The organism is Congregibacter sp. (genome assembly GCF_965660375.1).
GTDB lineage: Bacteria > Pseudomonadota > Gammaproteobacteria > Pseudomonadales > Halieaceae > Congregibacter.
In genome coordinates, this window is the sequence record NZ_CBFHZO010000012.1 from 69,852 (window position 1) to 83,837 (window position 13,986).

Genomic DNA, 13,986 nt, shown 5'->3' on the forward strand with positions numbered 1-13,986 from the left:
TTGAGGCCTTTGCGCGCTAAGCGGTGAACAGGCCTCGGACGCTGCTCAGCCAGCATCGATGAGCGACAGAAGCTCCCGGGTTTTTTCTTCCATCAGCTGAACATCACCTCGCGACTCCACGTTTAAGCGCACCAAAGGCTCCGTGTTCGATCGTCGGAGATTAAAGCGCCAGTCCGCAAACTCGAAACTCAGTCCGTCCACTGTCTCAAGCCGCAGTGCGGAGTCCGCGTACTTTGCCTCAACCCGCGACAGCACTGCCGCCGGATCTTCGATGGAGCGATTTATTTCGCCGCTGCAGGGAAAGGCCGCCATACGCTCTTCCACCATCGCCGCCAGGGATTGCCCCCGGGCGCTGATGAGATCCGCCACCAAAAGCCAGGGAATCATTCCGCTGTCGCAGTAGGCGAAATCACGAAAGTAATGGTGCGCGCTCATCTCCCCTCCATAGATCGCGTTCTCCAGGCGCATCCGCTCCTTGATAAAGGCGTGTCCCGTCTTGCTCAGCACTGCCCGACCACCAAGCTCCTCCACTACAGCACAGGTATTCCACGTCAGTCGTGGATCGTGGACCACCGGCTCTCCCGGGTGGCGCTTCAGGAACGCCTCTGCCAGCAGGCCAACCAGGTAATATCCCTCAACGAAGCGACCTTGGGCATCAAAGAAAAAGCAGCGATCAAAGTCACCATCCCAGGCAATACCCAGATCCGCGCCGTACTCCCTGACCGCAGCAATGACCGGCTGACGGTTCTCTTCAAGCATGGGGTTGGGCACACCATTGGGGAAGTTACCATCGGGTGCGTGGTGCAACTTAATGAACTCAAAGGGTAACTGGGGCTCAAGCAGGTCCACCACTTTTCCGGCTCCGCCATTCCCAGCATCCACTACTATTTTAAGAGGCTTCAACTTGGGAACATCGATGTAACTCAAGAGATGGGTGACGTAGGCCTCCTCTGTATCCAGCGACTGCAATTGCCCCCGGACAGCAGCGTCCGCAAACTCGTTCCGTTCTGCGAGCGCCTTGATATCAAAAAGCCCCGTATCACCGGAAATAGGCTTTGACCCCTCTCGCACAAACTTCATGCCGTTGTAGTCCTTGGGGTTGTGGCTCGCGGTGACCGCAATACCCCCATCCATTGCGGCATGATGCGTAGCGAAGTAAATTTCCTCGGTACCGCACAAACCAATATCGTAAACGTCAACTCCCTGGGATAGCAGCCCTTCGGTCAATGCTCCCTTGATCGCGGGGCTGCTCAGGCGGATGTCGTGCCCCACCACCACCTTCTTTGGCTTTATCACCGCCGCATAGGCGCAGCCAATGCGCCGGGCAATATCCTCGCTCAGCTGATCAGGAACCCGGCCCCGAACGTCATAAGCCTTGAAGCAGGTAATTTCATCCATAGGAGCGCTCAGTTCTCTTTGAGGTAGTGGTTTTCGTACATATGGTTGGTAGCCTCTACAAAGCCGGGCACGCTGCCACAGTCAAAGCGTCTTCCCTTGAATTTGTAGGCCATGACGCAGCCGCGGTCGGCCTGTATCTGCAGGGCGTCAGTAATCTGCACCTCCCCATTGGCCCCCGGATCAGTCTCGCGGATGATGTCAAAAATATCCGGCGTCAAAATGTATCGTCCGATGATCGCCAGGTTTGACGGCGCCTCGTCTGTACTGGGTTTTTCTACCATTTTGTCCACGCGGTAGATGCCATCTTTCAGCGACTCCCCGGCGATGACACCGTACTTGTGAACTTCGTCTGCCGGCACCTCCATGATCGCAACGATAGAGCAGCGGAACTGATTGTAAAGTTCCGCCATCTGCGCCAGCACACCGGGCCCGTCGTTAATGCACAGGTCATCGGAGAGGACCACGCCAAATGGTTCGCTGCCGATCAGCGTTTCACCGGTGAGAATGGCATGGCCCAGCCCCTTCATCTCCCGCTGGCGCACCATGGTAAAAATGCCTTTATCCAGCACATTACGGATGCTGTCGAGATAGCCCTCCTTGGCGGTACCGCTAATCTGATGCTCCAGCTCATAGCTGATATCAAAGTGATCGGTGATCGCCCGTTTACCGCGACCTGTGACCATGGCACAGGTGGTCATTCCTGCTTCAATGGCCTCCTCGACGCCATACTGCACCAGGGGTTTGTTAACAATGGGGAGCATTTCCTTGGGCATACTCTTGGTCGCCGGCAAAAACCGCGTACCGTAGCCCGCCACGGGAAACATACATTTTTTAATCACTTAAAACTCCTGTCCGCTTTTTGCTGTGCTCATTGATCGTGCGCCCATTAAAACCGGGAGGCATTGCGGACCATGGGTGACCAGAACGCCTGAACGTCAAACTACGAACTGCGTCCGTAGACATCCTCGAAACGCACGATGTCATCTTCTCCCAGATAGCTTCCCGATTGAACCTCAATGAGCTCCACGGGAATTTTGCCCGGATTAGCCAGGCGGTGCTTGTGCCCCAGGGGTATGTACGTCGACTGATCTTCCACCAGGGTAAAAACCTTGTCTTCACAGGTCACCTCGGCGGTACCGTGAACCACAATCCAGTGCTCCGCGCGGTGATGATGCATCTGCAGGGACAGGGTCTGGCCCGGATTAACGACAATGCGTTTCACCTGAAAACGATCACCTTCGATAAGGGACTCATAGCTCCCCCAGGGACGATAAACCCGCTGATGGGTGGAGGCCTCGCTGCGCCCCTCGGACTTCAGACGATTGACGATCTGCTTTACGTTTTGTACTTCGTCGCGATCGGCCACAAGGATCGCATCCGGGGTCTCCACCACAATAAGATTCTTGATACCGGTAGCTGCGATGAGTCGTGACTCGCTGCGTAGATAGCTGTCGGAACAGCCTTCGATCATAACGTCGCCCAGAAGTACGTTGCCGTCACGGTCACGTTCAGACACCTGCCATAAGGTAGACCAGGCACCCACGTCACTCCAACCACAGTCCAGGGGAATAACCCCACCGCGCTGAGTGTGCTCCATAACAGCGTAGTCAATACTGTCTGAGGGACTGGCCAGAAAAGCGTCTTTATCAGGACGCAGGAAGTCGAGGTCAGCACTGGCGTTTGCCATAGCGCGCTCACAGGCGCTGTGGATCTTCGGGGCGTGGGTCTTGAGCTCCTCCAGGTAGACCGAGGCGGACAGCAAAAACATACCGCTGTTCCAGTGGTACTGCCCGCACTCCAGGTACTGCTTCGCCGTCTCTGCATCGGGCTTTTCCACAAAGCTGTCCAGGGCAAAGAGACCATCATCATCACGCTCGCCCAGGCGCAGATAACCGTAGCCGGTCTCTGGGGCATCCGGTACCACACCAAAGGTCATAAGGGCTCCGCTCCCAGCTTTGCCCAGCCCCTGCTTCACTGCCTGCGTGAAGGACTCGGGATTGCGTATCACGTGGTCTGCAGGCAGTACCAGGAGCAGCGCGTCGGGATCAGTAGCAAGCGCCTGAAACGCCGCCAATGCCACAGCGGGCGCGGTGTTGCGTCCCTCGGGTTCCAAAATGATGGCCGCGGGATCCACAGACAGCTGGCGAAGCTGCTCAGCAACCATAAAGCGATGTTCGTCGTTGCAAATGACCAGCGGTGATGCGCTCTCCAGCCCCTTAGTCCGCGCCATGGTGTCCTGGAGCATTGATAACTCACTGGCCAGCGCGAGGAACTGTTTCGGGTACGCCTCCCGGGAAACCGGCCACAGGCGGCTGCCCACCCCTCCGGACAACAACACAGGTATCAACATCAATCGTAAACCTCAAACATACAGTGAAGAGCATTTCCGTCCTCTACGCGGTCCCGGGCCAACAGCAACGCTCCCGGATTTCAATGGCGTAAGGTTTTGTTACCCCATTGTTTTCACCGTGACGGGTGGACTTGTCGGATGCATGCTTTAAACTAACTACTTTTATTACATGACCCTCACCGCACAGACTAACCAATTGACGAGTGCTGGCAAGGGCAGCGGCGCAAAAACGCCGCCAACGCGGCAAAAGACCTGCATCAAGCGCCAACTGCGTCACAGTATCACCGCGCTTGATTACCGCGCTTGTGTGAACCAGAAATTCATGAACTGACAACTTGGCTCGCGGGCATAGAATGCTGGCATTAACCTCGCGAAAAAATCCCGCGAAAACCAGGCGCAGAGACTCAGCACGGAATCTCGCCCAACCTCCCCATCAATTATCCCGGACGACACAAAACCCATGAATTCTCAATCGAGCTACGCAAAAGACGAACTAGTTGCCTGCGGCCATGGCAATTTGTTTGGCCCGGGAAATGCTCAGTTGCCAGTGGGCAACATGCTCATGCTCGATCGCATCACTCACATCAGCTCTGAGGGCGGAGCCCACGACAAGGGGCAGATCATTGCCGAGTTGGACATCCACCCGGACCTGTGGTTTTTCGACTGTCATTTTCCTGGCGATCCCGTAATGCCCGGCTGTCTCGGTCTCGATGCCATGTGGCAATTGGTGGGGTTCTTTTTGGGCTGGCGCGGCAATCCCGGTCGCGGACGGGCGCTGGGCTCCGGCGAAGTCAAGTTCACCGGGCAGATTTTGCCAACGGCATCTAAGGTTACCTACACCATAGATATCAAACGCGTCATCGAGCGAAAGCTGGTGATGGGTATCGCAAACGGTACCGTCAGCGTTGACGGCAAAGAGATCTATCATGCATCTGATCTTCGCGTCGGACTGTTCCAATCGACGGAGAGTTTTTAAACCATGCAACAGGTCATGCAACAGGTCATGCAACGACGAGTAGTTGTGACAGGTCTGGGGATTGTGTCCTGCCTGGGTAACGATGCCGAGACGGTCACTCAGGCGCTTCTTGATGGTCGCTCGGGCATCAGCACCAATCAGGCGCAAATAGACGTCGGTATGCGCTCCCACGTGGCCGGCGCGCCCGACATTGACTTTAAAGACCATATAGACCGCAAACAGCTCCGCTTTATGGGCGCTGCGGCGGCTTACGCGTACATCGCAATGCAGCGCTGCATTGCAGACGCAGGGCTGAACGACAGTGAGATATCCAACGACCGCACGGGCATTATCGCCGGTTCCGGCGGCGCCTCTTCCGCCAGCCAGACCGAAGCAGCAGACATCCTGCGCGAGCGCGGCCTTCGCAGAGTAGGGCCCTACCGGGTGACCCAGACCATGGGCAGTACCGTCTCTGCCTGCCTCGCCACTCCTTTCAAGATCCGCGGCGTTAATTACTCAATCTCATCAGCCTGCTCCACCAGCGCCCATTGCATTGGCAACGCCATGGAGCAGATACAGCTGGGCAAGCAGGACCGCGTGTTTGCGGGCGGCGGTGAGGAGCTTCACTGGACCATGAGCAGTCTGTTCGATGCCATGGGAGCCCTTTCCACAAAGTACAACGACACCCCCGAACAGGCTTCCCGGGCCTACGATGCCGACCGCGATGGCTTTGTTATCGCAGGTGGAGGCGGCATGGTCGTGCTTGAGGCTCTGGAAGTCGCCCAGGCCCGCGGCGCGAAAATCTACGCGGAACTCGTGGGTTACGGCGCCACATCCGACGGTTACGATATGGTCGCGCCCTCAGGCGAAGGCGCGGTGCGATGCATGCATCAGGCTCTGTCTACCGTAGAAGGCCCCATTGATTACATTAATGCCCATGGCACCAGCACTCCCGCGGGAGACATTCAGGAGCTCAAGGCGGTGCGGGAGGCCTTTTCTGACAAAGGCTATACTCCGGTCATCGGCTCTACAAAATCCCTGTCGGGGCACTCCCTGGGTGCGGCCGGCGTGCAAGAGGCGATCTACAGCCTGTTGATGCAGCAGGCGGGCTTTATTGCTGCCTCGGCGAACGTCGAAAATCTCGACCCTGAAGCAGAGGGAATGCCCATTGCCCGGGAGCGACACGACAACGCGGACCTCCAACGGGTAATGTCCAACAGCTTTGGCTTCGGAGGCACCAACGCATCGCTGGTGTTTCAGGCCTTCACCGGCTGATACCGGTCATGCTGGGCGGGGCATCGCCCGCCCTCACTGCAGCAGATCATCCAAGCTGACTATCTGAAGGGGCTGCCCCTGCTCAACGGTCTCTCCGACAGGGATCACAGCCAAGGCATCACTTGCGGACAAAGAGCTGAGCACCCCCGAACTTTGATTGGCATAGGGCGTCGCCCATATTTCACCATCCCTCTGGGACGTCGATACCCGAAGAAACTCCTGTCGACTGCCCGGTGTTGTTAACGCAAAATCTGCCCGTGCCGGCCGGGACATCAAGGTCGCATCCTCCCGTCCCTGCAGCTTGCAGAGGTAAGGCCTCGCCAACAACAGAAATGTGACAAAGGCGGACGAGGGGTTTCCCGGCAGACCGATGAAGGGTGTGGAAGCCACGTGACCAAATGCAAAGGGCTTCCCTGGCTTTATAGCAATACGCCACAGCGCGATCTCACCCAGCGCCTCTACGGCGTCCCGCACGTGATCTGCCTCGCCCACAGACACCCCGCCACTACTCACGATCACATCGGCGCTACCGGCCCCCAGTAAAAGGGCTTCCCGGGTTGCCACAGCGGTATCGCGGACGATGCCCAGATCTAGCACCTTGCAGCCCAGCGCACTGAGCAGACCAAACAGCATGGGGCGGTTACTGTTAAAGATTGCACCCGAGGGCAATGCTCCGGATCCGGGCTCCCGCAACTCGTTGCCCGTGGACAGGAGTGCCACCGTGAGTTTCTGAAACACAGGCACCTGAGCAATACCCTGGGAAGCCAGAAGGCCCATATCCTGAGGTCTGAGTCTCCGCCCGCGCGAGAGGAGCAGGCTACCCGCCCGACAATCCTGACCTTTGCGTCGGATGTGCTGCCCGGCTCGGACGTCCCGGGGCAGCTGTGCAAAACCCTCTGCCTGGTGCACATCTTCCTGCATGACCACGGCGTCGGCCCCGACAGGGATCTCTCCACCGGTAAATATTCTCGCGACGCTGTTCTGCTCGAGACTCGACCCCGCATCGCCGGCCGCGACACGCGCGCTCACGGGCAACTTGCGTCCAGCGTCACTGGCCCGAAGAGCGAATCCATCCATAGCGCTATTGTCAGCCGGGGGCACGTCAATGACCGCATGCTGATCCTCCGCCAGTATTCGGCCCAGGGCATCCTCCAAGAGAACCGGCTCCCCCGGGAGACGGCAGGTGGCATTGGCAAGCAGCTGCTCCAGCGCCTCATTCAACGGTAGGAGGGGTTTCAAGAAATAAACTCAGTGATTGGTGAGAACCGTCACGAAATTGCAGGGGCGGTGAGCACTATCCAACTGATCCTTCAGAATTCCGTTCCAGGCGGTGCGGCAGGCGCCGGTAGACCCCGGCATACAGAATATCGCGGTTCGGTTAGCCAGACCGCCAATGGCCCGGGACTGAATCGTGGAGGAACCGATCTCGGCAAGAGACAGGGCTCGAAAAGTCTCACCAAACCCCTCGATGGTTTTATCAAAAAGGGGGGATACTGCCTCGGGGGTGGAGTCTCTTCCTGCAAAACCAGTCCCTCCCGTCACCAGAACCGCATGCACGCTAGCGTCAACAATCCATTGAGAGAGCACTGCACGGATCGCATAGATGTCGTCAGGGGTTAAAGCGCGCTGAACAATCCGATGCCCCTCATCCCGGGCTGCCTGTGCAAGAAAGTCCCCCGAAGTATCGTTCTCCGGTCCCCGGGTGTCCGATACGGTCAGCACTGCAATTCCCAGAGGAACAGCCCCATTAGCTTCTGTGCCTGTGGATTCTGATGACTCTTCTGCCATGACGGTCAGGCGACCTCCTTGGTGTTTTTGCTTTCGGCATAATCCCTGACCGTGGCGTTTATAAAACCGCGCCAGGGCACCTGCTTGATCGCGAAGGTGTCGCGCAATCGACTGCAGTCAAAAAACCGTGTTTCTGCACTCTCATCCGGACGTTTGTCCTTGGCGCTAATCACAATGTCACCACAGTCGCGATACTGACTCATGGCAGCCAGTGCCGCCTCGGCAAACGCGTACTTCGTGGTGCGATCCCCAGAGCTATAGTGATAGACACCCCGGGCGTCTGCACCCACGCTAAGCTGATCAAGCATTGCCGCCAGAACCCGCGCGACATCAGCGCAGGCTACGGGCGTGAAGACATTTTGATCATCGAAAGTGGCGTGGCGCTCGCCGCTCATTCTGGACAACATTCGTGTCAGAAAATTACTGTCGGTGCTCGCAAACAGGGGGCCGGTCCGCAGTACGATGGCTGAGGGCGCGGCCTGGATGACGCGAGTCTCTGTCTCCATAATCTGGAAGCCAGGCTCGTCAAACGCATCAGGGGCATCAAACTCCCGCAAGCTCCGGGTACCCTGACCGGCGAACACACGATCGCTAGATAGCAGCAGGTAAGGTATGGCACTGTGCTCGCAGGCCTTCGATAGCCAGTGGGCGCGCTCGATATCAATTGGCTGGGGTATTTCGCCGGTGGATACCTGCCAGGCGAGACGCAAATCCACTACCGCCTGGGGTTTATCTTTCCGGGCCGCCTTTTTAGCCTGGCGCTCGCTGCGCCACCGTGCCGAAGCGGTATTTACTGCTAATCCTCTATGTCGTCCCCATTGAGCAAAGACGACCTGCAGTGCCATCCCCACCGGATTGTCCGCGCCAATGAGAAGAACGTCCACGGGGGCTCAGAGAGCCCCGGACTGGCGTATAGATTTTCCCAGGCGCCGCTGAGCGGCAGTCCACAACGGCAAGAAAAAACCAGTCAAGATAGACATCGAGACAGTGATCATGAAAAACCTCCTCGTTAAAAAGGAATATCGTCGTCAATATCACCCATAGCTGCCGGTTGTGATGAAGGTGACGAAGTTGGTGGCCCCCCCTGAGACGCGGAGTCCATGCTTGACCCGCTCCCACTTCCGCCACCAACTTCCGAGTAGCTCTGATCATAACCACCGTCGTTACCGCCAGCGTTTCCGCCGCGACTGTCAAGCATCTGCATCTCGTTACCGACTATTTCCGTGGTATAGCGGTCCTGTCCCGACTGATCCTGCCACTTGCGGGTGCGGATGGAGCCCTCGACATAGAGCTTGGAACCTTTTCGCAGATACTCAGCGGCGATCTCGGCAAGGCGGTTAAAGAACACCACACGATGCCATTCGGTGCGCTCCTGCGGCTGCCCCGTTTGTTTATCTTTCCAGGTCTCTGAGGTGGCCAGACGGACGTTTGTCACCGAGCCGCCGGAGGGCATAAAGCGCGTTTCAGGATCTGCGCCCAGATTGCCCACAAGAATCACTTTATTGACGCCGCGCGAAGCCATATAGCTATTTCCGAATCTGTAAAAAAGGGCCGATCAATATAGCAATCCGCCTCTGGAATTGCGACAGCATAAACGTTCAAGCAGCGCTGGCTGCAGCCCCGGATTCAGGCCTTGGGGCTATGCGCCAGATCAGCAGTAGCCAAAGGAACGCGGCCATTACCACCAGCCACAGGAGCGCCGAAAGCCCCCCATAGCCATAGACCAAGCCCCCGGTGGTGCCTCCGGCAAAAGCGCCGAGAAACTGGCAGGTTGCATAGATACCCAGTGCAGTACCCTTGCCATGGGCAAACACGGCTTTGCTGACGAGAGACGGCAGTGCGGCCTCGAGGTAGTTCACCGCTGTGAAGAACCCGCCCAACGCTGCGTAGAGCAGCAGCGTATCTTCGCCCAGAAAAAGCGCTGCCAGCGACAGGGGCATCATCAATACGGTGATTTTCAGTGCCAGTCCAGGCCGGCCTCCCCGTTCGGAAAGTCGCAAAAAGGGATACATCCCCAGTAGTGACACCACGAGCACCGGGAGATAGACCTGCCAGTGCGAGTCCCTGGGAACCCCCATGCTGCCCTCAATCACCGCAGGCACCACCAGGAATGACGCCGTGAGCATAAAGTGGAGCAGAAACACCGAACCATTGAGGCGCTGCAAGACTGGGTCTTTTAGCACCGGTCTAAACATATTGCGATCTGCGCCAACGCCTTCGTGGGTCCGTGCGACCGCCGACGGTATTCCCAGCAGTACTATGGCCATACCCAATAGCGCCAGCGCTGCGGTCATCCAGAACACCGCCGCCAACCCACCCCAGGCGGCCAACAAAGGGCCGCAGATCAAGGCCAGGGCAAAGGAGAGGCCTATGCTGATACCGATCACGGCCATGGCCTTAGTGCGCTGCTCCTCGGAAGTAAGGTCCGCAGCCAGCGCCATCACCGAGCCAGAGATGGCACCCGCACCCTGAAGCGCGCGCCCCACGGCGATCATTGGCACGCTCTCCGCCAGCGCCGCCACCACGCTGCCGAGCACAAAGAGGGCCAGGCCACCGAGAATTACGGGCTTGCGGCCGATTTTGTCCGAGAGCCAACCGAGGGGAATCTGCAGCAAAGCCTGGGTGGCACCGTAGGCGCCGAGGGCCACACCGATCATCAGTGGTGACGCGCCCAGCATGTCAGCGGCGTATAGCGCCAGCAGGGGCAGCGCCATGAAAAGGCCGAGCATGCGAAAGCTGTAAAGCAGCGCCAACGCAGCAACGACGCGACGCTCCAGCGCTGTCATGGGATTAGTTGTTAGCAATTCAGAGGTACCTCACGAATGACGCAGATGGTAACAGCTTTTCCGCGAACGCCGACCATCCACAGCTGCTCAGCCGGCGTATATTTACCCGATTTTCTGGCTAATCTTTGTTCGCCCCCAGCCGTCACCTTATACTGGGTGGCTTTTGCCTGTTACTTGCGGAAATCAGTATGGATACAATTCAACTGCGTGGTGCACGGACGCACAACCTGAAAAACATCAACCTGGATATTCCCCGGGACAAGTTGGTTGTGATCACAGGACTCTCGGGTTCCGGAAAATCGTCCCTCGCCTTTGACACGCTCTATGCCGAGGGTCAGCGACGCTACGTGGAATCGCTGTCCACCTACGCACGCCAGTTCTTGAGCATGATGGAAAAGCCCGACATCGATCACGTGGAGGGGCTTTCACCAGCCATCTCCATAGAGCAGAAATCCACTTCCCATAACCCGCGGTCCACCGTAGGCACCATCACCGAGATCTATGACTATCTCAGGCTGCTGTTTGCCCGGGTAGGTAAACCCCATTGCCCTACGCACAATCGCCACCTGCAGGCGCAGACCGTAAGCCAGATGGTGGATACAGTGCTGGCGCAACCTGAGGGCGCCAAGCTAATGCTGCTGGCGCCTGTGGTTCGCGAGCGAAAAGGGGAGCATCACCATGTCTTTGAAGAGCTCCGCGGCGCCGGTTTTGTCCGGGCGCGGGTAGACGGCAGCGTCAGGGATCTTGACGACCTCCCGGATCTGGACAAAAAGAAAAAACACAGCATTGAGGTTGTGGTGGACCGCTTCAAGGTTCGGGATGATCTTAAGCAACGCCTCGCCGAGTCCTTTGAAACCGCGCTGGAGCTCACAGACGGTCTGGCGCTGGTAGTGGACATGGACGGCGAATCCGCTGATCTGGTGTTTTCGGCGCGCTTTGCGTGCCCCGAGTGTGGTCACAGCATCAACGAGCTTGAGCCGCGCCTGTTCTCCTTCAACAACCCCGCCGGCGCCTGTGGAAGCTGCGATGGCCTTGGCGTCCGGCAGTTTTTCGATCCTGACCGGGTCGTACTTTTTCCCGAGGCCAGCCTCGCTGAGGGCGCCATTCGTGGCTGGGATCGCCGTAACGTCTACTACTTCCACATGCTCACATCGCTGGCAAGCCACTTTGGTTTTGACATTGACACACCCTTTGAGGAGCTATCGGCGAAACACCGCAAGATTATTCTGGAGGGCAGTGGCAAGGAGGAAATCAGCTTCTCCTATGTGAATGACCGTGGGGACGTATTCAAGCGCTCCCATGCCTTTGAAGGCATCATCCCCAACATGGAACGCCGCTACCGCGATACCGAGTCGCAGTCAGTGCGTGAGGATCTGTCGAAGTTTCTTACCACCGCGCCCTGCTCGGAGTGTGGTGGCAGTCGTCTTTGCGAGGACGCGCGGCATGTTCTGGTGGACGATCGCAATCTGCCTGATATTACCGCGTTACCGGTAGGTCAGGCGGAGGATTACTTCGCCGCCCTTGATCTGAAAGGCCGAGAGGCCGAAATTGCCGAGAAAATACTTAAGGAGATACGCGCCCGCTATCGTTTTCTCGTCGATGTGGGTCTTAACTATCTCAGCCTGGATCGCAGCGCCGAGACGCTCTCCGGCGGAGAAGCCCAGCGGATTCGTCTGGCATCCCAGATCGGTGCGGGGCTTGTGGGCGTGATGTACATCCTTGATGAGCCGTCTATCGGTCTACACCAGCGCGACAACGAACGCCTGCTGCGCACCCTCACACATCTTCGGGATCTGGGCAACACGGTACTCGTAGTGGAGCACGATGAAGACGCTATCCGAACAGCGGACCACATTATCGATATCGGCCCGGGCGCAGGTGTCCATGGGGGCACCATTGTTGCCCAGGGCGATGCCCAGGCCATAATGGACGAGAAAAACTCCCTGACCGGCGCCTACCTCTCGGGGGAGCGGTGCATCGAAATCCCGGAAAAGCTTGTAGGCAGAAACGATGACAAGCTCCTTCGACTCAGCAAGGCATCGGGAAACAACCTACAGGCGGTAGATCTTGAGATTCCAGTGGGGCTCCTGACCTGCGTAACGGGTGTTTCCGGTTCCGGTAAGTCAACCCTGATCAACGCCACGCTGTACCCGCTGGCAGCCACTGCCCTGAACGGTGCAACCACCCTCACTCCCGCAGCACATGAGGGCATGGAGGGTCTTGAGCACATCGACAAATGCATCGATATCGACCAGAGCCCTATTGGACGTACGCCAAGATCCAATCCCGCGACCTATACAGGGATTTTCACTCCGGTGCGGGAGTTGTTTTCGGGCACACAGGAAGCCCGCTCCCGGGGCTACAAACCGGGGCGCTTCAGCTTTAACGTGAAAGGAGGCCGTTGTGAGGCCTGCCAGGGCGATGGCGTCACCAAGGTGGAGATGCACTTCCTCCCCGACGTCTATGTACCCTGCGATATCTGCAAGGGTCGACGCTATAACCGCGAAACCCTGGATATTCGCTACAAAGGCAAAAATATCCACGAGGTGCTGGATATGACCATCGAGGATGCCCTGGAGTTTTTCGAGGCGGTACCCACAATCGCACGTAAGCTGCAGACGCTCATAGATGTAGGCTTGAGCTATGTGCGGCTCGGTCAGGCGGCAACCACCCTTTCGGGGGGTGAAGCCCAGCGCGTCAAACTGTCCCGGGAACTCTCAAAGCGGGATACCGGCCGGACACTCTATATCCTGGACGAACCCACCACCGGCCTGCACTTTGAAGACATTCGGCAGCTCTTGCAGGTGCTCCACAGGCTGCGTGACCACGGCAACACCGTAGTGATCATTGAGCACAACCTGGATGTCATCAAAACCGCAGACTGGATCGTGGATCTTGGTCCGGAGGGCGGTAGTGGCGGCGGGCAGATCATCGCTACCGGTACGCCGGAGACCGTGGCCAAGAACAAGAAGTCGCATACCGGAAGCTTTTTGAAGCCCATGTTTGGGAGCAAGCCTGGCAAAAGTAAGGCGGCGTAACCAGTAACAGCACACACGACCTTGATTCACTGAGTCTTTGCTGATCACACTCAACGAAGTAGAAAACTCGTCCCTGTGTCGCTCCGTTTCACGCCACCGCCGCTGCAGGCCTGTTGTGAAGCAATCAGGAGCGCTCTGCGCGACGCGTTACAACAGGGGTGGTGTTATCCGCGACCACTGGATCGTTGTGGCGAGTCAAAACAATAGGCACAAAAAAGCCGGGCATAAACCCGGCTTCTCGTAACACTCTCTAACTCCAGCGGCTTATTCGTCGCCGGCGTCGTCGTAGCTCTCGGGCTCAGGACGATCCACAAGCTCAACATATGCCATAGGGGCCTTGTCGCCTGTGCGGTAGCCGCACTTCAGGATTCGGATATAACCACCAGGGCGCGCCTG

At 57.8% G+C, this 13,986-nt stretch carries 12 protein-coding genes; 3 read left to right on the top strand and 9 right to left on the bottom strand.

Going from position 1 to position 13,986, the window contains the following annotated elements; all coding sequences use genetic code 11:
* Window positions 1-45 precede the first annotated feature (45 nt).
* The 3 genes from ACTG3T_RS01255 to ACTG3T_RS01265 all read right to left on the bottom strand — a co-directional run bounded on the left by ACTG3T_RS01255 (window position 46) and on the right by ACTG3T_RS01265 (window position 3,748).
* On the bottom strand, window positions 46-1,398 hold the full coding sequence (locus ACTG3T_RS01255; RefSeq protein WP_439100447.1) for a phosphomannomutase: 1,353 nt from the start codon (window positions 1,396-1,398) through the stop codon (window positions 46-48).
* Between the two features lie 8 nt (window positions 1,399-1,406).
* Window positions 1,407-2,237 (bottom strand): UTP--glucose-1-phosphate uridylyltransferase GalU, encoded by an 831-nt coding sequence (gene galU, locus ACTG3T_RS01260; protein ID WP_439100448.1) that lies wholly within the window; start codon window positions 2,235-2,237, stop codon window positions 1,407-1,409.
* 101 nt (window positions 2,238-2,338) lie between these two features.
* Entirely contained in the window at window positions 2,339-3,748 is a 1,410-nt protein-coding gene (locus tag ACTG3T_RS01265; protein WP_439100449.1) for a mannose-1-phosphate guanylyltransferase/mannose-6-phosphate isomerase, read from the bottom strand.
* 460 nt (window positions 3,749-4,208) lie between these two features.
* Here ACTG3T_RS01265 and fabA point away from each other — a divergent pair, with 460 nt between their 5' ends.
* Window positions 4,209-4,724, top strand: coding sequence for a 3-hydroxyacyl-[acyl-carrier-protein] dehydratase FabA (gene fabA, locus ACTG3T_RS01270; protein WP_439100450.1), 516 nt, complete (start codon window positions 4,209-4,211; stop codon window positions 4,722-4,724).
* A gap of 27 nt (window positions 4,725-4,751) precedes the next feature.
* Complete coding sequence (gene fabB, locus ACTG3T_RS01275; protein WP_439100459.1) at window positions 4,752-5,978, top strand: beta-ketoacyl-ACP synthase I; 1,227 nt, start codon at window positions 4,752-4,754, stop codon at window positions 5,976-5,978.
* Between the two features lie 33 nt (window positions 5,979-6,011).
* On the opposite strand, the gene ACTG3T_RS01280 is transcribed toward fabB, so the two are convergent.
* The 5 genes from ACTG3T_RS01280 to ACTG3T_RS01300 all read right to left on the bottom strand — a co-directional run bounded on the left by ACTG3T_RS01280 (window position 6,012) and on the right by ACTG3T_RS01300 (window position 10,570).
* Window positions 6,012-7,217, bottom strand: coding sequence for a molybdopterin molybdotransferase MoeA (locus ACTG3T_RS01280; protein WP_439100451.1), 1,206 nt, complete (start codon window positions 7,215-7,217; stop codon window positions 6,012-6,014).
* A gap of 9 nt (window positions 7,218-7,226) precedes the next feature.
* Window positions 7,227-7,766 (bottom strand): molybdenum cofactor biosynthesis protein B, encoded by a 540-nt coding sequence (gene moaB / locus ACTG3T_RS01285; protein ID WP_439100452.1) that lies wholly within the window; start codon window positions 7,764-7,766, stop codon window positions 7,227-7,229.
* Window positions 7,767-7,771: 5 nt separating this feature from the next.
* The gene (locus ACTG3T_RS01290) at window positions 7,772-8,650 is read right to left on the bottom strand and encodes a sugar nucleotide-binding protein (RefSeq protein ID WP_439100453.1); all 879 of its coding nucleotides are present in this window, start codon (window positions 8,648-8,650) and stop codon (window positions 7,772-7,774) included.
* A gap of 125 nt (window positions 8,651-8,775) precedes the next feature.
* Window positions 8,776-9,288 (bottom strand): single-stranded DNA-binding protein, encoded by a 513-nt coding sequence (gene ssb, locus ACTG3T_RS01295; RefSeq protein ID WP_439100454.1) that lies wholly within the window; start codon window positions 9,286-9,288, stop codon window positions 8,776-8,778.
* A 76-nt stretch (window positions 9,289-9,364) separates the two neighbouring features.
* Window positions 9,365-10,570: an MFS transporter gene (locus ACTG3T_RS01300; RefSeq protein ID WP_439100455.1), complete on the bottom strand. Its 1,206-nt coding sequence runs from the start codon at window positions 10,568-10,570 to the stop codon at window positions 9,365-9,367.
* Between the two features lie 170 nt (window positions 10,571-10,740).
* Between ACTG3T_RS01300 and uvrA the strand changes: the two genes are divergently transcribed.
* Window positions 10,741-13,590, top strand: a complete 2,850-nt coding sequence (gene uvrA / locus ACTG3T_RS01305) for an excinuclease ABC subunit UvrA (protein WP_439100456.1) — start codon at window positions 10,741-10,743, stop codon at window positions 13,588-13,590.
* Window positions 13,591-13,854: 264 nt separating this feature from the next.
* Here uvrA and ACTG3T_RS01310 read toward each other — a convergent pair.
* Window positions 13,855-13,986: L17 family ribosomal protein (locus ACTG3T_RS01310; protein WP_439100460.1), on the bottom strand; the 132-nt coding region annotated here is incomplete at its 5' end.